This window comes from Stenotrophomonas tumulicola, assembly GCF_014117215.1.
GTDB classification, from domain to species: domain Bacteria; phylum Pseudomonadota; class Gammaproteobacteria; order Xanthomonadales; family Xanthomonadaceae; genus Stenotrophomonas; species Stenotrophomonas tumulicola.
In genome coordinates, this window is the sequence record NZ_JACGXS010000009.1 from 108,966 (window position 1) to 127,522 (window position 18,557).

At 67.2% G+C, this 18,557-nt stretch carries 17 protein-coding genes and 1 riboswitch; of the genes, 7 read left to right on the forward strand and 10 right to left on the reverse strand.

Features of this window, described 5'->3' with window-relative positions; all coding sequences use genetic code 11:
• Positions 1 to 6: 6 nt before the first annotated feature.
• Complete coding sequence (gene fabB / locus H4O11_RS15340; protein WP_182340365.1) at positions 7 to 1,215, reverse strand: beta-ketoacyl-ACP synthase I; 1,209 nt, start codon at positions 1,213 to 1,215, stop codon at positions 7 to 9.
• A complete protein-coding gene (gene fabA / locus H4O11_RS15345) occupies positions 1,215 to 1,730 on the reverse strand; it encodes a 3-hydroxyacyl-[acyl-carrier-protein] dehydratase FabA (RefSeq protein WP_182340367.1) in 516 nt (171 codons plus the stop codon). The genes fabB and fabA overlap by 1 nt, the downstream gene beginning before the upstream one ends.
• A gap of 201 nt (positions 1,731 to 1,931) precedes the next feature.
• Between fabA and dinB the strand changes: the two genes are divergently transcribed.
• Positions 1,932 to 3,008 (forward strand): DNA polymerase IV, encoded by a 1,077-nt coding sequence (gene dinB / locus H4O11_RS15350; protein ID WP_182340369.1) that lies wholly within the window; start codon positions 1,932 to 1,934, stop codon positions 3,006 to 3,008.
• Between the two features lie 29 nt (positions 3,009 to 3,037).
• Here dinB and H4O11_RS15355 read toward each other — a convergent pair whose 3' ends face one another.
• Positions 3,038 to 3,676: an NAD(P)-dependent oxidoreductase gene (locus tag H4O11_RS15355; protein ID WP_182340371.1), complete on the reverse strand. Its 639-nt coding sequence runs from the start codon at positions 3,674 to 3,676 to the stop codon at positions 3,038 to 3,040.
• A gap of 98 nt (positions 3,677 to 3,774) precedes the next feature.
• Here H4O11_RS15355 and H4O11_RS15360 point away from each other — a divergent pair, with 98 nt between their 5' ends.
• On the forward strand, positions 3,775 to 4,677 hold the full coding sequence (locus H4O11_RS15360; RefSeq protein WP_182340373.1) for a LysR family transcriptional regulator: 903 nt from the start codon (positions 3,775 to 3,777) through the stop codon (positions 4,675 to 4,677).
• Positions 4,678 to 4,737: 60 nt separating this feature from the next.
• Positions 4,738 to 5,409: a phosphoglycolate phosphatase gene (gph, locus tag H4O11_RS15365; protein ID WP_246333525.1), complete on the forward strand. Its 672-nt coding sequence runs from the start codon at positions 4,738 to 4,740 to the stop codon at positions 5,407 to 5,409.
• Positions 5,410 to 5,497: 88 nt separating this feature from the next.
• Here gph and btuB read toward each other — a convergent pair whose 3' ends face one another.
• Positions 5,498 to 7,336, reverse strand: a complete 1,839-nt coding sequence (gene btuB / locus H4O11_RS15370) for a TonB-dependent vitamin B12 receptor (protein ID WP_182340374.1) — start codon at positions 7,334 to 7,336, stop codon at positions 5,498 to 5,500.
• Between the two features lie 116 nt (positions 7,337 to 7,452).
• Positions 7,453 to 7,669: riboswitch (cobalamin riboswitch) on the reverse strand.
• 166 nt (positions 7,670 to 7,835) lie between these two features.
• Here btuB and H4O11_RS15375 point away from each other — a divergent pair.
• The gene (locus H4O11_RS15375; RefSeq protein ID WP_182340376.1) at positions 7,836 to 8,423 is read left to right on the forward strand and encodes a histidine phosphatase family protein; all 588 of its coding nucleotides are present in this window, start codon (positions 7,836 to 7,838) and stop codon (positions 8,421 to 8,423) included.
• Between the two features lie 130 nt (positions 8,424 to 8,553).
• Here the strand turns inward: H4O11_RS15375 and H4O11_RS15380 are convergent, their stop codons facing one another.
• From H4O11_RS15380 to msrB, 6 genes are all read right to left on the reverse strand, one after another.
• The gene (locus H4O11_RS15380) at positions 8,554 to 8,886 is read right to left on the reverse strand and encodes a TfoX/Sxy family protein (RefSeq protein ID WP_182340378.1); all 333 of its coding nucleotides are present in this window, start codon (positions 8,884 to 8,886) and stop codon (positions 8,554 to 8,556) included.
• Entirely contained in the window at positions 8,883 to 9,365 is a 483-nt protein-coding gene (locus H4O11_RS15385) for a GAF domain-containing protein (protein WP_182340380.1), read from the reverse strand. The genes H4O11_RS15380 and H4O11_RS15385 overlap by 4 nt, the downstream gene beginning before the upstream one ends.
• A 9-nt stretch (positions 9,366 to 9,374) precedes the next feature.
• A complete protein-coding gene (locus H4O11_RS15390; RefSeq protein ID WP_182340382.1) occupies positions 9,375 to 10,820 on the reverse strand; it encodes an aminotransferase-like domain-containing protein in 1,446 nt (481 codons plus the stop codon).
• Positions 10,821 to 10,949: 129 nt separating this feature from the next.
• Positions 10,950 to 11,681, reverse strand: a complete 732-nt coding sequence (gene msrA / locus H4O11_RS15395) for a peptide-methionine (S)-S-oxide reductase MsrA (protein ID WP_182340384.1) — start codon at positions 11,679 to 11,681, stop codon at positions 10,950 to 10,952.
• 9 nt (positions 11,682 to 11,690) lie between these two features.
• Complete coding sequence (locus H4O11_RS15400) at positions 11,691 to 13,454, reverse strand: cytochrome c biogenesis protein DipZ (RefSeq protein ID WP_182340466.1); 1,764 nt, start codon at positions 13,452 to 13,454, stop codon at positions 11,691 to 11,693.
• Between the two features lie 28 nt (positions 13,455 to 13,482).
• Positions 13,483 to 14,046, reverse strand: a complete 564-nt coding sequence (msrB, locus tag H4O11_RS15405) for a peptide-methionine (R)-S-oxide reductase MsrB (protein WP_182340386.1) — start codon at positions 14,044 to 14,046, stop codon at positions 13,483 to 13,485.
• Between the two features lie 142 nt (positions 14,047 to 14,188).
• On the opposite strand from msrB, the gene H4O11_RS15410 reads away from it, so the two are divergent.
• From H4O11_RS15410 to H4O11_RS15420, 3 genes are all read left to right on the forward strand, one after another.
• Positions 14,189 to 14,911 carry a response regulator transcription factor gene (locus H4O11_RS15410; protein WP_182340388.1) on the forward strand — a complete coding sequence of 241 codons (723 nt, stop codon included), beginning with the start codon at positions 14,189 to 14,191 and terminating at the stop codon, positions 14,909 to 14,911.
• A complete protein-coding gene (locus tag H4O11_RS15415; protein ID WP_220466779.1) occupies positions 14,908 to 16,371 on the forward strand; it encodes a sensor histidine kinase in 1,464 nt (487 codons plus the stop codon). The genes H4O11_RS15410 and H4O11_RS15415 overlap by 4 nt, the downstream gene beginning before the upstream one ends.
• A gap of 378 nt (positions 16,372 to 16,749) precedes the next feature.
• Complete coding sequence (locus tag H4O11_RS15420) at positions 16,750 to 18,549, forward strand: asparagine synthetase B family protein (protein WP_182340390.1); 1,800 nt, start codon at positions 16,750 to 16,752, stop codon at positions 18,547 to 18,549.
• Positions 18,550 to 18,557: the final 8 nt, after the last annotated feature.

Sequence of the window (18,557 nt, forward strand, 5' to 3'; positions counted from 1 at the left end):
TCGGGCTCAGGCCCGGCCGAACACCAGCGCGGCGTTGGTGCCGCCGAAACCGAAGCTGTTGGACATCACCGTGTCCAGCTTCTGCTCGCGGCTTTCGCGCAGGATCGGGAAACCTTCCACCTTCGGGTCCAGTTCGCTGATGTTGGCCGAGCCGGCCACGAAGCCGTCGCGCATCATCAGCAGGCAGTAGATCGCCTCGTGCACGCTGGCAGCACCCAGCGAATGGCCCGACAGTGCCTTGGTCGACGACAGCGGCGGAATGGCGTCGCCGAAGACCTCGCGGATCGCGTTCAACTCGGTGACATCGCCCAGCGGCGTGGAGGTGCCATGGGTGTTGAGGTAGTCCAGCGGACGGTCCACGTGTTCCATGGCCATCTTCATGCAGCGCACCGCGCCCTCGCCTGAAGGCGCGACCATGTCGGCACCATCGGAGGTCACGCCGTAGCCGATCAGCTCGGCATGGATGGTCGCGCCGCGTGCCACGGCATGGTCATAGTCTTCCAGCACCAGCATGCCGCCGCCACCGGCGATGACGAAGCCATCGCGATCCTTGTCGTACGGACGCGAAGCGGTGGCAGGGGTGTCGTTGAAGCTGGTGGACAGTGCGCCCATGGCATCGAACATCACGCTCATCGACCAGTGCAGGTCTTCGCCGCCGCCGGCGAGCATGATGTCCTGGGCACCGTGGCGGATCAGGTCGGCGGCCGCACCGATGCAGTGCGCGGAGGTCGCGCAGGCCGCCGACAGCGAGTAGCTCAGGCCCTTGATCTGGAAGGAGGTGGCCAGGCACGCCGACACGGTGGAGCACATCGTGCGCGGCACCATGTACGGGCCGACCTTGCGCACGCCACGGCTGCGCAGGATGTCAGCGGTTTCCACCTGCCATTCGCTGGAGCCGCCGCCGGAGCCGGCGATCAGGCCGGTGCGGGGGTTGCTGACCTGCTCCGTGGTCAAGCCGGCATCGGCGATCGCATCGCGTGCGGCCAGGTAGGCGAAGGCCGAGGCGTCGCTCATGAAGCGCTTGAGCTTGCGGTCGATCAGGGTATCCAGCTCCAGGTCCACGCGGCCGCCCACCTGGCTGCGCAGGCCGGCTTCGGCATGGTCGGGCAGTGCGGTGATGCCGGCACGGCCTGCACGCAGGTTGGCCGACACGGTATCCAGGTCGTTGCCCAGGCACGAGGTGATACCCATTCCGGTAATGACGACACGACGCATCAGAAGTTCTCGGTGGAAGTGAAAAGACCCACGCGCAGATCCTTGGCGACGTAGATTTCGCGGCCGTCGACCAGCATGCGGGCGTCGGCCTGGGCCATCACCAGCTTGCGGTTGATGACACGGGTGATGTCGATTTCATAGGTGACCAGCTTGGCTTCCGGCAATACCTGCCCGGTGAACTTCACTTCGCCGCAGCCCAGTGCGCGGCCTCGCCCCGGGGCGCCCAGCCAGGTGAGGAAGAAGCCGGTGAGCTGCCACATGGCATCCAGGCCCAGGCAGCCGGGCATCACCGGATCGCCAGTGAAGTGGCAGCCGAAGAACCACAGGTCCGGGCGGATATCCAGTTCTGCGCGTACCATTCCCTTGCCGCAGGAGCCACCATCGTCGCGGATGTCGGTGATGCGATCGAACATCAGCATCGGGTCGTTGGGCAGGCGGCCGGCGCTTGCGCCGAACAGTTCACCGCGGGCGCTGGCCAGCAGCTGGTCGCGGTCGAACGCGTGGAGACGAGTCATGGAAAGCACGATCCTGGAAGCGAAGAACGGGTCATCAAGCGTGCGAGGATGCACGAGCAGAATGGTTTCAATCAAACATTTCCACCGTACGCACGCGTAGTGTGTACAGCTGAAAGCGCGCATCCTGTTGATGTGCAACGACCATACTTCGGCGTGTGGCCTACCAACGTCGAATGCCCCTTCACCCGCTGCAATGAGCCTATGCGCAAGATCATCCACGTTGACATGGACGCCTTCTACGCGTCGGTGGAGCAGCGCGACGATGCGTCGTTGCGCGGCAGGCCGGTAGTGGTGGCATGGCGTGGGGCGCGTTCGGTGGTGTGCGCGGCTTCGTACGAGGCGCGGGTATTCGGCGTCCGTTCGGCAATGCCGGCGGTGCGCGCGGAGCGCCTGTGCCCGGATGCGGTGTTCGTGCCGCCGGATTTCGCCCGCTACAAGGCGGTATCGCGGCAGGTACGGGAAATATTCCTGCGCCATACCGACCTTGTCGAACCGCTGTCGCTGGACGAGGCTTACCTGGATGTCACCGAGTCGAAATCCGGGCTGGCGCTGGCGACCGACATCGCGCGCGACATCCGCGCGCAGATCCGCGAGGAAACCTCGCTTACCGCCTCGGCCGGCATCGCGCCGAACAAGTTCCTGGCCAAGATTGCATCGGACTGGCGCAAGCCGGATGGCCAGTTCGTCATCCCGCCGCAGCGCGTGGATGCCTTCCTGGCCCCGCTGCCGGTGAAGAAGGTGCCGGGGGTAGGCAAGGTGATGGAAGGAAAGCTGTCCGCGCGCGGCATCGTGACCTGTGGCGACCTGCGTGCGTGGCCGCTGGCGGCGCTGGAGGAAGCATTCGGAAGCTTTGGCCGCAGCCTGTTCAACCGTGCGCGCGGCATCGACGAGCGGCCGGTGGAACCGGACCAGCCGGTGCAGTCGATTTCTTCCGAAGACACCTTTGCCGAGGACATCCCGCTGGAGGCGCTGGCACCGGCGATCGTGCAGTTGGCGGAGAAGACCTGGAACGCCACCCGCAAGACCGATCGCACCGGCCATACGGTGGTGCTGAAATTGAAGACCGCACAGTTCCGCATCCTCACCCGCAGCTATACGCCGGAGCGGCCACCGGAATCGATGGAGGAACTGCGCGACATCGCCCTGGCGCTGCGCGCCCGCGTGGATCTGCCGCCGGAAACACGCTATCGGCTGGTCGGCGTTGGGCTGGGCGGCTTCCGCGAGCGCGAAGCCGCCGTGCAGGGCGACCTGTTCGAAAATGGGGACGGAGGTAATTAAGTGGTCTTAATTACCTCCGTCCCCATTTTTCAGTACGCCGCGGTGATGATTTCGCGCGGGTAGGCGTGGTTTTCCAGCTCGGCGACGAAGGCCGCGCCATAGTCGGCGTAGCTGATGTGGCTGCGGCCCTGCGCATCGGCAAGGAAGCTGCGGGCCTGTACGCGGTACTGGCCGCGTTCTTCACCGGGGCCGATTTCCGCAGCGGGCGAGAAGAACGTCCAGTCGATGTCCTCTGCGCTGCGCAGCAGTGCCAGCGCGTCGCGTGCAGCCAGCGCAAAGGGCTTGTAGGCGGCGGGGAAATCCGGGGTGTCCACCAGCTGGACGCCGGGTGCGATTTCCAGGCTGCCGGCACCGCCGACCACCACCAGCCGAGGCACCGCGGCGGTACGGGCAGCGGCCAGCAGCTGTCCGGCGACCACCGTAATCTGGCTGATGTCATCGCCCGGGCGCGGGCCGTAGGCACTGGCCAGCACGTCATGGCCGCTGATCGCGCTCGCCAATGCGGCGGTGTCATCCAGTGCGGCCACCGCCAGCGAGGCACCTTGCAGTTCATCCGGCAGGTCTTTTTTGCTGCGCACGATGGCGGTGACCTGATGGCCGTTGGCCAGGGCATGGCGGGCGATCTGGCGCCCGATGTTGCCGGTGGCGCCGACGAGGGCAATCTTCATGGGAGGAGCTCCGTTGCGGTTGATGTGGCCACTGTAGATCGCCGGAATGGATCGAAAAACAGCGTATAACGGTCATGTTTATTGCATGGATCGAGCATATGGACCGATTGACCGGCATCGATGTGTTCATCGAAGTGGCCGAGCGAGGCAGCCTCACTGCCGCCGCCGATGCCCTGGCGATGTCCCGGCCGATGGTGACGCGCCATCTGGCTGGACTGGAAAGCTGGCTGGGGGCGCGGCTGCTGCACCGGACCACGCGGCGTATCAGCCTGACCGGGCCCGGTGAAGCGGCCCTGGCCAGGTTCCGGCAGATGCGTGGCATCAGCGCTGGACTGCAGGACGAACTGGCCAGCGACGACCCGGAGCCGCACGGGACGCTGCGGGTCACCGCCAGCGTGTCCTTCGGCCAGATCCACCTGGCGCCGGCAGTGGCCGAGTTCGTGCAGCGGCACCGGCAGGCGCGCATCGAAATGTTGATGGTCGACCGCATCGTCAACCTGGTGGAAGAGCGCATCGACCTTGCCGTGCGCATTTCGCGGCAGATCGACCCGGCCCTGATTGCCCGCCGGCTGGCGTCTTGCCGATCGGTGTTGTGCGCGACGCCGGCCTACCTTGCCCTGCACGGCACGCCTGGCAGCGCCGAAGCGCTGGCCTCGCACAACTGCCTCACCCACCACTATGTCGGCAAGGGCACGTGGCGCCTGCAGCGCGATGGACGCGAAGTGGCAGTGGGCGTTGCCGGCAACATCAGTGCGAATGATGCGTCCCTGTTGCTGGAGGCCGTGCGCGCCGATGCGGGTATCGCGATGCTGCCGATGTACCAGGTCCACCCGCTGCTGCAGCAGGGAGAGCTGGTCGCCCTGTTGCCGGAATACGCGCTGGAGGCCATGGGCCTGCATGCGGTGTACGCCTCGCGGCGGCAGCAGTCGCCGTTGCTGCGCAGCTTCATCGACTTCCTCTCGGATCGCTTTTCCAGTGCGGCATTCGCGCCATTCTGCTGAGCGCTCCACCATTGCGGGCGTAGGTAGAATGCGCGTTCCCCCGCCGAACGCAATCGCCCCATGAACCCAGCCATGTATCCCTATCCGCTGGTCGTGTTCGACCTTGACGGCACGCTGGTGGACAGCGGCAGTGACATTGCCGAAGCGCTCAACCGTACGCTGCAGGACTGGCAGCTGCCGCGCGTTGCCGAAGCGACGGTGCTGACCTGGATCGGCGATGGTGTACGGCGGCTGGTGGAGCAGGCGTTCACTGCCGGTGGCAGCAGGGCCGACCTGGACGTGGTGATGCCGGGCTTCATGGTGCATTACCGCGAGTGCCTGCTGCGCAGTCCACGGCTGTTCGACGGCGTGCGTGAAGCGCTGGCCCTGTTGCGCGGGCGGGAGGTGCCACTGGCGATCTGCACCAACAAGCCTGCCGCGCTGGTGCAGCCGTTGCTGGAGTACCTGGGCATTGGCCAGCAGTTCGCGCTGGTGCTGGGGGGCGATTCACTGCCGCAGCGCAAGCCCAGCGGCGAACCGCTGCGGCATATCGCCGCGCAGTTCGGTGTCGCCACCGGCGACTGCCTGATGGTGGGCGATTCGTTGACCGATTACCGCGCTGCGCAGGATGCCGGCATGCCGATCGCGCTGGTGCGCTATGGATACCCGCGTGGACTGGACCTGGATACCGCCGATGCGGTGGTGGTGGTCGATGACCTGCGCGCGCTGCCAGGGCTGCGCGACGGCGAATGAGCGAAGCGCCGGGCCGTGCCCGGCGGCATATTTCCGCCCACGGCCCGCTGCGCTCGCCGACCGTGGGTCGGCGCTACCCTGCCAGCCGTTACTTCGGCTGGTAGCGCACGCTCAGCTGGTACTCGCGGCCCGGCTGGTTGTACCAGGCGACGGTTTCGTAGCGCCGATCGAACACGTTGGCTGCACGGGCCAGCACCGACCAGTCAGCGCTGAGTGCGTACTCCAGCCGCACGTCCAGCGTCCCATAGCCGGCCAACCGCACGCCATTGGCGGCATCGTCGTAGCGCTTGCCGGCGCCGAATCCGGTCAGGCCGACACGCAGGTCGCCGAAGCGACGGTCCAGGTCGATGCGTGCGGTCTCCCGTGCGCGCCGCGCCAGCCAGTTGTCGTACTGGCTGCCCACGGTGCGGTTGCGCGGGTCGGTCCAGCTCAGCTGTGCGTTGACATCGATGCCGGCCAGCGTGGTCGAGCCGGTCAGTTCCGCACCGCGGATGCGGGCCTTCTCCACCTGCACCATGTGGAAGGTAGCCGCGTCGTAGGTGATCAGGTCATCCACGCGCGTCTCGTAGGCATCCAGGCCCCAACGCCAGCCGTGGCCCTGCTGGGCGATGCCCAGGCTGGTGCTGCGTGCCTTCTCCGGATCCAGGGTGGGCACGCCGCTCCATGGATCGTAGAGGTCGCTGAAGGTAGGCGCCTTGAACGCAGTGCCATGGCTGGCTGTCAGTTTCCAGCCATCGCCCAGGTCCAGCCCCCATGCCAGCGAACCGGTGGTGTGGTTGCCGAACTGTTGGTTGTCATCGTTGCGCACGCTGGCCTGCAACTGGTGCGCACCGAAGCGGCCCTGGTACTGCACGAACACGCCGGTGTTGTCGCGGCTTTCGACCAGGTAATCGATGCTGCTGCCGTCCAGGCTGTCATCGCTCCAGTCCACGCCGGCGCTGAGCAGGTGGCCGGTGGCGACGGTGACGTCGGCCTGCACCGATGCGCTGTCGCGATGCGTCTGGGCGCTGCCGACGGCACCGAACGGACCACTGTTGTCCGATTCGTTGTCGCTGCGACCGATGCTGGCCGTCACCGCCAGGCGTTCGGACGGGGTATAGCGCACCTTTCCGCCCAGTACCTGCTGCAGCGTTTCGGAGTAGTTGTAGTAGCCGTCGTAGTGGTTCTCGCCTTCGGCACGCAGGGCGCTGCCTTCCACGCTCCATTGTTCGTTGAAGGTGTATCCACCACGCGCGCTCTTGGACAGGTTGCGGTATCCATCGCGGTCGGGTTCGTCGGCGCCGCAGCCGGCGAAGGTCGCCGCCGAGCCGCGGCAGGAGTCGATGCCATCGCTGTGCTGGTACGCGATGTCGATGCCGAACCAGCCGCGGGCGCTGCCGCCGCCGATGCCGCCGCTGGCCTGGCGCAGGCCATTGCTGCCGCCACCCAGTTCAAGGTGTGGTGCAAAGCCGCCGCCGTTGCGACGGGTAAAAATCTGTATGACGCCACCAATGGCATCGGCACCGTAGAGGCTTGATTGCGGGCCGCGCACGATTTCCACGCGCTCGATCTGCGCCAGTGGCAGGTCCTGCAGCATGGCCAGGCCGGAGTCGGCGGCATTGATGCGCACGCCGTCGACCAGCACCAGGGTGTGCGCCGAATTGGTACCGCGCAGGAACAGCGAGGTCTGCTTGCCGAGGCCGCCGGTGTTGGCCAGGTTGATGCCTGCGCGGCCGCGCAGCAGGTCCTGCAGCGAGGTTGCCTGGCTGCTTTCGATGGTGGCGCGGTCGATTACCTGGGCCGGGCTCAGGCTGTCATCCAGTGCCGTCGCCGTGCGCGTGGCGGTGACCAGCATCGGGTCCAGTGCAGTGGCGGCATCCTGCGCGTGGGTGATGCCTGGCAATGTGGCCAGCACGGCCAGGGAGAGGATTCGGGACTGCACTTTCATTGGGGGAACTCCGGCTGCCGCGCACGCCCGCGCGGACACAAGGGGAGCTGCGGCGCGAAGGACAGGGCGATGCGCACCACGCGGACGCGGTGGCCGTCGCCGATGCCCGCCGCATCGCAACCTGTAGCTTCCGGGCCGGTCTCCGGGCTTGCCGTCGGTGGTGGACCACCGGGCGGACGCCTTCCCATGCCAGGGCACAGTGGCGTGTTGTCCGCTTGTGACGTGCTTACCGTTGCGGGGGCAGCGCCGGCATGGCATCGAACGATGCGTCACCGGCTTCCCGTTTCAACCTGCCGGCCGTGGCTGCAGGTCACCTGGAAGTGCGCGCAGTCTAAGCGATCACGCGCCGTGGCGCAGGTGCGCGGCCGGCGTGCACTAGAATGGCCGCTGCTTCTGGTCCAGATATGCCAATGACGTCCTTGCCGTACCGTGCTGTCCCGTTGTTCGAACGCCTGGGCGCGTGCCCACTGATGCAGGGCATGCAAGCGGGGAGCCGGCGATGATCCTCGACCTTGTCCGCCATGCCAGTACCGGGCGTGATACCTGCCTGGACGGGCGCACCGATCCCCCGCTGCTGGCCGGCGCAGAGGACGCATTGTGCGCGACGTATGAAGCGCAGGAATGGGAGCGGGTGATCTGCTCGCCACGGCTGCGCGCACTGCATACCGCAGTGGCGCTGGCGGTACCGCGAGGCTTGCAGGTACGGCCCGACGACGAGTGGGAAGAGCTGGATTTCGGTGACTGGGACGGGCTGGCCATCGATGCGCTGCCGGAGCAGTCGCTGTTGGGCTTCCATCGCGATCCGCATGCGTTTCCGCCACCCAACGGCGAAAGCTGGGGTCATTTCGAGCGTCGTATTGCGCGTGCGCTGGACCGCCTGTTCGATGACGAAGAGGACGAAGGCGCCGTGCCGACGCTGATCGTCAGCCATGGTGGACCGCTACGGATGGTGCTGTCGCAGGCCTGCGGGTTGCCGATGTCTTCGTGCTGGGCATTGCGCATCGACCACGGCACGCGGCTGCGGCTGCGGGTGGAACGCGACGAGGGCGGGGTATGGGGCGAACTGCTGGAGTTGCAGCAGCCCTGAATCAGGATCCGGATCGGTAGCGCCAAACCATGACTGTAGCGCCGAACCATGTTCGGCGAGCGCAGCGGCGCGTCCGGCATCCCGCCAAGCATGCCGCGGCGCTACCCGGCCCGTGATGCAGCAGCCCGCATCAGCCGTCGCTGTCGCCGCCGTCGAATCGCTGCTCGCGGACCGGGCCGGAGGCCGGGCCCGCCGCCTTCAGCGGCTGCACGGCGATGCGTGCTTCGTAGTCCTGCACCAGCGCGTCGCGCTGCGCGGCGGCAAGCTCCTGCCAGTGGCAGTCGAGCAGGGCACCTTGCAGCGAGTACAGCAGGTTCAGGCTGGGCTTGAAACCGGCGCGCTTCACCTTGACGAATGCACCGACCGCGCCGATCGCAGCGAGGTCTTCGCGGCTGCGCAGGCCCACCTGGCGCAGCCATGCCGCGCTCTTGGGGCCGATGTTGCGCAGCTGCAGGGTGCTCATTGCAGTGCGTCGACGAAGACGCGGGCGATGGCTTCCAGGCCAGCCTGGTCGTCGGCATCGAAACGGGCAAGACGCGGGCTGTCCAGGTCCAGCACGCCGACCAGCATGCCTTCCTTGACCAGCGGCACCACCAGTTCCGAGCGCGAGGCCGAATCGCAGGCAATGTGGCCGGGGAATGCATCCACGTCGTCGATGCGCTGTGTCACGCGTTGGGTCGCGGCGGCACCGCATACCCCCTTGTGCAGCGGAATGCGCACGCACGCCGGTAAGCCCTGGAACGGCCCGACCACCAGTTCCTTGCCATCGAACAGGTAAAAGCCCGCCCAGTTGAGTTCCGGCAGCGCGTGGTACACCAGCGCGGCGAGGTTGGCCGCGTTGGCGATGCGGTCATTCTCCCCGTAAACGAGGGCGCGGGCCTGCTCGAGCAACTGGGCGTATTGTTCCGGCTTGCTGCCGGTCAGCGAAGAGGTGGCGAACATGTTCCAAGTCTAACAAGCCCGGGGCGCTTCGTCGGCCATCTCCCGGGCCAGGGCGCCCACCCGGGTGATGGCTGCCACGTAACGCTCGTCCAGCGGCTGGCAACAGGACAGGCGCAGGCAGTGGCGGTACCGCGCGCCGCGCGAATACACCTGGCCTGGCATGAATACGATGTCCTCGGCCAGGGCGCGCTCGAACAGCCCGCCGGTGTCCACGCCGGGCACTTCCAGCCAGAGCAGGAATCCGCCGGTGGGTTCGGTGGCGCGTGTTGCCGCAGGGAAATGTTCGGCCACCAACTGGCGCACCCGTCCGGTCTGCTCGCGGTACAGGCGGCGCAACCGGCGCAGGTGGTGCTCATAATTCCCGGCTTCCAGGAAGGCCGCCACGGCGTCGCCGAGCAGCCGCGACTCGGCGCCGCTGGACTGGAATTTGAGCAGCGCGATGCGTTCGCTGAAACGTCCGCCCTCCAGCCAGCCGATGCGATAGTCCGGCGCCAGCGTCTTGGAGAATCCCGCGCAGACCATGATCCAACCGTCGCGGTCGAAGGCTTTCAACAGCGGTTCCAGCGGCTCGGCATACTGCAGCTCGGCGTAGACGATGTCTTCGATCACCGGCAGCTGGCGGGCATTGGCCAGGTTGGCCAGGCGTTGCTTGGCGGCTACCGGCATGGTGCAGCCCAAGGGATTGTGCACGGTGGGCATCACCACCAGGGCAGCCAACGCGGTGGTATCCAGCAAGGCTTCCACCGCGTCCACGTCCAGCCCGTGCTGGGGGTGGGTCGGAAGCTCGATGGCGTGCAGCCCCAGGCTGGAAAGCAGTGGATAGAGATTGAAATACGACGGTGCTTCCAGGCCGACTGCATCACCGGGGGAGGTCACCGCGCGCAGTGCAAGCTGCAGTGCTTCCATGGCGCCGTGGGTCAGCAGGATGCGTTCGGGCACGGTATGCAGCCCCATGCGCGGACCACGGCGGACGATCTGCGCGATCAACGCCTGCGATGCGTTGGGACGTGCGTAGGTTTCCAGCGTGGTGGCACCGCGACGCAGCGCCTGCGCGGTGTGCCGTTGCAACTGCGCACCGGGATAGAACATGCGGCCGCGCGGTCCGGCGAACGCCAGGTCCACGACCTGCGGTTGCTGCTGTGCACGCAGTACCCGCGCCATCATCGCCTGCTGGCTGGGCGCGGTGGGTGCCGACGGCGCATCACGCAACGAACGCTGCGGTACCTGCAGCCGTGCGGCCACTTCGAACCCGGCGCGCGGCAAGGGCACCACCAGTCCGGCGTCTTCGAGCTGGCGGTAGGCGGCTATCACGGTGTTCAGGCTGATGCTGCGCTGGTCGGCCATCTGCCGCAGCGAGGGCAACCGCGCGCCGCTGGGCAGGCGGCCAGCCTGGATCGCATCGGAAAGTTCATCGGCCAGCCGCTGGTAACGCGGCACCCCGGCCCGGCTATCCATCTGTACCCATCAAAGTGGTCATCCACTGCTGCTGTGCCTGTCGTTGCCCGCAGCCTAGCATGCGCATGCCGGCCCTAGCGCCGGAACTTCCCATGCGCACGCCGGGCTTTTTGGCGTGCGCTTTTTTTCCTATTTCATCGGCACCAGCGTTGCCTCGCGCCGGTACAGCTGCGGGAAGCGCTGCTGCAGCGCGGCCAGCTTCGGTGCGTCGTAATAGCGGATGTAGGCCGCCTGTGGATTGAGCGTCATGTAATTCTGGTGGTAGGCCTCGGCCGGGAAGAAACGCTTGCCGCTGCCAAGCTCGGTCACCACCGGGGCGCTGAACGAGGGCGCGATCTGGGCGATGTAGGCGCGGTTGGCGGCTTGCTGCCGTGCATCGTCGCTGAAGATCGCCGAGCGGTACTGGCTGCCGCGGTCCGGCCCCTGCCGGTTGAGCTGGGTCGGGTCGTGCGCCACGGAAAAGTACACCTGCAGCAGCTGCCCGTAACTGACCTGGCGCGGATCGTAGTCCACCCGCACCGCTTCGGCGTGGCCGGTGCGGCCAGAGCTGATCGTTTCATAGCGCGCGGTGGAAGCGTCGCCGCCGATGTAGCCGGACACTGCGTTGCCGACGCCCTTTACGTGCTGGAAGACACCCTGCACGCCCCAGAAACAGCCACCGGCGAACACCACGCTGGCCTGCGTGCGCGGGTCCTTGAATGCGGCGTCGCCGGCCGGCGCCGGCAGCACGCGGCCTTCTTCGGTGATGCGCGCAGGCGCGGCCGCGGATGACGGACCGGCGTCCACGGTGAAGGCCACCAACGCACCGACCACCAGTGCCGCGACAGCAGCGGCGACTCCCTGTTCCAATGACAGTTTCATGCGACCTCCTCAGCCGAACGTAAAGGCGTAGGCCTGGACGCCTGGGTCCAGGAACTCGATCTCGAAGTGGTGTTCGCCCACGTTGTCGCGTTGGCGCACCAGTTGGTAAAGACGGTGTTCGTCGACCACGCCGGTGCCATCGGCATGCACGTCGCCACCCGCAGCGGAGGCCGCCACCGGCTTGCCATCCAGCCAGGCCCGGAAGCGCACCGGCTTGCCGTCGTCGCCCGGGGCGAGCACCAGGTGCAGGTCCCGGGCATGGAAGCGGAACGCGATGCGTCCACCTGCCTGCTGCAGCCCTGCGGCCTCTGCGTCCACCGTCCAGTTGCCGCGCAGGCCCCATTGGTTCAGTGCCAGGGTGGCGGGCAGCGCGTAGTCGAACGGTTGCCCCTTGCGCTGCCCACCGGGCGACGCGAAGTGTTCCGCACGGGCATGGCCGAGGTAGGTTTCCGGCGAGCGCAGGTTGCCCATGTCGGCTTGCTCGGCGACGCCCTCCAGGGAGGTGGCGGCCGGATCGGCGGGTGGTGGCAGGTCCTTCTGTCCCGCCTCCTGCAGCAGGCGGCGGATCACCTGCTCGGAATGGGCATAGTTGCCTTCGCCGAACTGGTGCGCACGGATCCTGCCCTGTGCATCGATGAAGTAGTGCGCAGGCCAGTAGCGGTTGTCGAAGGCGCGCCAGATGGCGTAATCGTTGTCCATCGCAACCGGGTAGCCGACCTTCAATTGCGCCACGGCGCGCATGACATTGCGTGGATTGCGTTCGAAGGCGAACTCCGGCGTGTGCACGCCGACCACCACCAGGCCGTGGTCGCGGTAGCGCCGCTCCCACTCGTGCACGAACGGCAGGGCACGCAGGCAGTTGATGCAGGAGTAGGTCCAGAAATCGACCAGCACCACCTTGCCGCGCAGCTGCTCGCGGCCGAGCGGCGGGCTGTTGAGCCAGCCGGTGGCTCCGTCCAGCGCGGGCAGCTCGCCCTCGACTGGCAGTGGGGCATCGGCAGCGGCGCCCGCCGTGGTGGTCATGGCAGCGCCCGTCGCCTGCGCGCCCGGTACGCTGTCCAGCAGGCCCTGTTCCAGCCGCGCCGTGCTCACCGTGGACAGCCGGGTCAGCACGCCGGTATCCCAGCCCATGGCGATGGCCAGCACCGCCAGCAACGCGGCGATGCCCAGCCCGCGGCGCAACGCGTTGCCCAGGCCCAGGCGGGCCTTCAGGGCGTTGAACAAGCGTCCGCCGACCCACACCGCCAGTGCCAGCGCCGTGACTGCACCCAGTGCGTAGGCCAGCAGCAGGCTGCTGGTACTGGCGCTGGCGCCATTGAGCGCGGCACCGGTCAGCACCAGGCCAAGGATCGGCCCGGCACAGGGCGCCCACAGCAGGCCGGTGGCGATGCCCACCAGCAGGGAAGTACCGGCGCCGCCGCGACCGGCGTCGTCGGCAGCATCGGCACGTGCGCTCAACCGTGCGCCAGCACGCTGGAAAGGAGCCAGCAGGCGATCGGCGAAGGCCGGCCACAACAGCGCCAGCGCGAACAGCGCCATCACGACCAGGGCGACCCAGCGGCCGATCTGGTTGGCTTGCGCGACCCAGGCGCTGCCGACTGCCGCCAAGCTGGCGACCACGGTGAACGTCGCCGCCATGCCCAGCAGCAGCGGCAAGGTGCTGCGCAGGAACGAGCGTCCTGCGCGCGCGAAAACGAACGGCAGCACCGGCAGGATGCAGGGGCTGAGCAGGGTCAGCACCCCGCCAAGATAGGCCAGCAGCAACAGCATCAGCAGTGCTCCATCGACAAGGGAAGGGACATCAGAGCGGGACCCGCCAGTCATCGGTGCCGTCGCTGGCACCGGCCTGGCCGGTGGGCGTGAAGGCCAGCGCTGCACCGTTCATGCAGTAGCGCAGGCCGGTAGGGCGCGGGCCATCGTTGAACACGTGCCCGAGGTGGCCGCCGCATCGCCGGCAATGCACTTCCACCCGCACCATGCCGAAGGCGGTATCGCGGTCTTCGCCGACCGCATCGTGCAACGGCGCCCAGAAGCTGGGCCAGCCGGTGCCGCTTTCAAATTTCGTCGACGATGAGAACAGGGCCAGCGCGCAGCCGGCGCAATGGAAAGTGCCGCGCCGGTGCTCGCGGTCCAGCGGGCTGCTGCCGGCACGCTCGGTCGCATGCCGTCGCAGCACCGCGTATTGCGCCGGGGTCAGCAGCCGCTGCCATTCGGCATCGCTGCGCATGATCTCGAACTGGCGCGGTGCAGCGGTTGCGGTTGCGGCGGCGGCCGGCGCAGCGCGGCTGCAGGCGCCCAGGCCCAGCATGCCGGCTGCAGCGGCCATGCTGCCCAGGCCGAGCAGGTGGCGACGGGTAATCGACATGGCCATCTCCAGGGGGGACGATGGGAGCCATGCTGCGCCCGCGCTGGTCAACGAATCCTCACGAAGGGTTCAATTTTCCGTGATACATCGGAGGGCCGCCGCGCCGACAATACGGATACGCTTCCCGTTGCCACGCCTGCCCATGACTGCTGCCAAACGCGTCCTGATCGTCGAAGACGATCCCCATATCGCCGACCTGCTGCGGCTGCACCTGGGTGACGAGGGCTATGTGGTGCAGCATGCGGCTGATGGCGATGCGGGGATGCGCCTGCTGGAACAGGAAGGGCCATGGGACGCACTGGTGCTGGACGTGATGCTGCCAGGCGTGGACGGGCTGCAGATCTGCCGACGCGCACGGGCGATGGCCCGCTACGTGCCGATCATCATCATCAGTGCACGGGGCAGCGAAACCCAGCGCATCGTCGGCCTGGAACTGGGCGCGGATGACTACCTGGCGAAGCCCTTTTCCCTGCCTGAGCTGGTGGCCCGGGTACGTGCGCTGCTGCGACGGGCCGAAGCAATGGCGCAGAGTGCGCGGATGGATGCCGGTGCGATCACCGTGGGCGGCCTGCACCTGGACCCGCTGGCACGCACCGCCAGCAACGACGGACAGGAACTTGAACTGACGCCGCGCGAGTTCGACCTGCTGCTGTTCTTTGCACGGAACCCGGACCAGGTATTCGCGCGTGCGGAGCTGCTGGACCAGGTGTGGGGCTATGGCCACGACGGCTACGAGCACACGGTGAACACGCATATCAACCGCCTGCGCAACAAGATCGAGGCGGATCCGGCCACGCCGCGGCGGCTGCTGACGGTATGGGGACGCGGCTACAAACTGGTGGACGGCACCGGGGGTACTGCATGATTCCGCGCCTGCGGCTGTGGCAGAAGCTGGCCGTGGTGTTCTGCGCGCTGCTGCTGTTGTGCAGCCTGGCGTTGCTGGGCATGCAGATGCGGATGGCGATACGCCATGAGCAGGAAGTGGTGCAGCGCCTGTCGCTGGGCCTGGCCGGCCACATTGCCCAACGCAGCGAATTGATGGACACGGCGGGCATGCGTGAGCCAGCCGTGCGTGCGTTGTTCGGCCAGTTGATGGCGGTCAATCCCAGCGTGGAGGTCTACCTGCTGGATGACCAGGGCCGCGTCCTCGGGCATGACGCGCCCCGTGGGCACCTGCATCGCGACCGCGTGGACGTGGCGCCGTTGAAGGCGCTGCTGGCGGGCGCGGCGCTGCCGATCCTGGGCGACGATCCACGCAGCACGCACGCGCGCAAGGTCTTCAGCGTGGCACCGCTGGTGGTGCAGGGGCGGGCGGCAGGGTATGTGTACGTGGTGCTGGTGGGCGAACAGCGGCAGATGCTGGCCGATGACTTGGCCGCGAGCAGCCAGTGGCGCACCATGTTGTGGTCGGCGGCGGTCGTCGCCACGCTGGGCGTGCTGGCCGGACTGGTCGCGTTCTACTGGGTGACGCGCCCGCTGCGCGAGCTGACCCGACGCATCCAGTCGTTCGACATCGATGCGCCCATCGCGTTGCCGTCATTGCCGCCGTTGCGGGCCGGCGAACGCAACGAACTGCTGATCCTCGAACATGCACATGCGCAGATGGCGCGCCGCCTGGCGGATCAATGGCAGCAACTGCGGCAGCAGGACCTGCAACGCCGGGAACTGGTCGCCAACATCTCGCACGACCTGCGCACGCCTTTGGCTTCGCTGCACGGTTACCTGGAAACACTGGCGATGAAAGACGCATTGCTTTCGCCGGAAGAGCGCAGGCGCTACCTGGGCATTGCGCTGGCACAGAGCAGCAAAGTGGGCGGGCTGGCGCGCGCGCTGTTCGAACTGGCGCGGCTGGAGCATGGGCAGGTGCAGCTGCAGTGGGAAGTGTTCGCGCTGCCAGAACTGCTGCAGGACGTGCTGCAGAAATTCGAATTGACCGCGCAGGCGAAAGGACAGCGGCTGGACGCGGGTTTTCCGCCTGGCCTGCCGCTGGTCCGCGCCGACGTGGGGCTGGTGGAACGTGTCCTGACCAACCTGATCGACAACGCGTTGCGTCACGCTCCGTCCGGCGGTCATGTCCAGGTGCAGCTGGACGCTGATGCGGACAGCGTACGGGTGCAGGTAAGCGATGACGGCCCAGGCGTGGATCCGGCAGTCCGCGGGACGCTGTTCCATGCCCCGGCATCGCTGGGACGGCGAGGTGGCAATGGCGGGTTGGGACTGCTGATCGTGCAGCGCATAGTGCAACTGCACGGGCGGACGATTCGACTCCAGGGCAGTGCGCCCGGCGCGACGTTCGTATTCCAGCTGCCGCGTGCCGGAGCGTAGCGCCTCGGCCGGGCGGCGGTGGCGCTGGATGTAGTCGACCATGCACATCGAACGCGGCAGAGGGCAACAGGTGCTGGTGCGCGCGTACCCACGGGGGGCCGGGTGGCGCCCATGGCCTGCTTGCCGCGATATCGCCGGCGATGGACACGCTGGAAGCACGCTTTTATGGACGCGTGGTGTCGTGATCCGCTGAAGGTGATGCGGGTCGTGGCCCGAGGCGATCGCCAAGCGCCCACACGATTGCACCATCGAGGTCCTCTACTGCAAGGACCTTCGCATGTTCCAGAGTGTCGGCGTCGCCATGGCGAGTCAGAAGGCCTGCACGTCGAGGCTGCCGTGAGCGTGGCCGGGGCGTGGACGTCTGGCCGGCCCGTTTCCATGAGCTGGCTTGCACAGGCAATGGGAGGCGGCGATGCCAGCGGCGTGCCCGCATGGATATCCGATGACGGCACGCTGGCGCTCACCAATGGCCAGGGGCACGCGGTATGTGCAACGGGGCGCCATAGGGTGGCATTGGAGGGTATCGCCTGGAGGACCGGTGATTCGCAGGTGTTGACCGCGCAGGAGGTCGCGTCCTGGATCGCAGGGGAAGGGCTGCTGGCTGCATTGCGCGGGATGGACGGCGCATTCGTGCTGGTGCACTGGGATGCCGTTCGCCGCGAGCTGAGTTGCGCGCGTGATCCGTCCGGCCAGAGGATGCTGTTCTATGGCTGGATGGGCGGAAAGTTCGCGTTCGCCAGTTCGCTGCATGGCCTGCGACAGGATCCGGACTTCGACGGCCGGATCGACTACGGCGTGCTGGCGTTGTTCCTGCGCCACGGTTACGTGCCGGCGCCACACTGCATCCACGCGGGATTCTTCAAGTTGTCCGCAGGCCGTTGCCTGACATTGCATGAGCGGGATGTGCGGCGCGGTTGGGAGTGCCATCTGCCTGGCGTAGACCAACGCGTCTACTGGGACGCCGCCGGCGCCTATGAAGCTGCCTTGCAGATGCGCCAGCCACTTGCTGCCGATAGTGCGCTGGACCAGCTTGACGCGCGCCTCCACGACGTCGTTGCGGCCAGTCGTCGCGCCGGGACTACGGGTGCATTCCTGTCCGGAGGAACCGATTCCTCGCTGGTCGCGGCCATCCTGCAGGCGCAATCATCCGTGCCGGTGCCCACGATCGGGATTGGATTCGAGGCAGCAGGCCACGATGAGCGCAAGTGGATGGAGGCGGTGGCGCGCCATCTGGGCGTACGGCATGAAACATGCGTGCTGGAAGCGGGTTCCGCGCTTGAACGGGTGCAGCAGGCAGCGCGGGCGTGGTCCGAGCCCTTCGCCGATGCCTCGCAGTTGCCGACCCTGCTGGCGAGCGAGCGCCTGGCCCGGCGCTGTGAGATCGGCCTGACCGGGGACGGTGGCGACGAACTGTTCTTCGGACATGGCGCATACCTGCGGGCACGACGCAACGCACGCCTTGGCGCGCTGTTGCCCCAGGTCATGCGTACATGGGCCAACCGGCTGCACAGGCGCGATCCTGAGCGTTCCCGCCTTGGTGGAATGGCGGCGCTTTACGCGGAGGCAGCCGGCAGCGGCGTTGCACACCACTATCTGATGCGCGTGGAAAAATGGCGCGAACCCGGCGCGTTGCTGCCAGGCGCAGCCGAGCCACGTACGCCGTACCGGGATGGGCCGGTGCACCTGCAACGCGGTGATCCGGTCGACGTGATCCAGTATCTGGACTTCGCCATGGAACTGGGCAACGGGATCCTGGCAAAGGTGGACGCGGCCGCGGCCGAATATGGGCTCAAGACGCTGTCGCCGCTGCTGGACAGGGAAGTGGCCGGGCTTGCCTGGCAGATGCCGATAGCGATGAAGTTCCAGGCCGGGGAGCAGAAGTGGATCCTGAAGAAACTGCTTTGCCGCTACCTGCCGGCTTCACTGGTGTATCGACCCAAGCGTGGCTTCGGGCCGCCGATAGCCGCCTGGCTGCGCGGTCCACTGCGCGGGTGGGCAAGCGCGTTGCTGGCGCCGGCCACGCTGGAGCATGCGGGCATCAGGGATGACGGACGGGTGGCGAAGATGTGGAGCCAGTTCCAGCGTGGCGAACGCCGGTGGCATCCACCCCTGTGGACGCTGCTGATGTACCTGGCCTGGTTCGAGCAGTCATGCAAAAAAGGGGACGGAGGGGATTAAGTCGCATA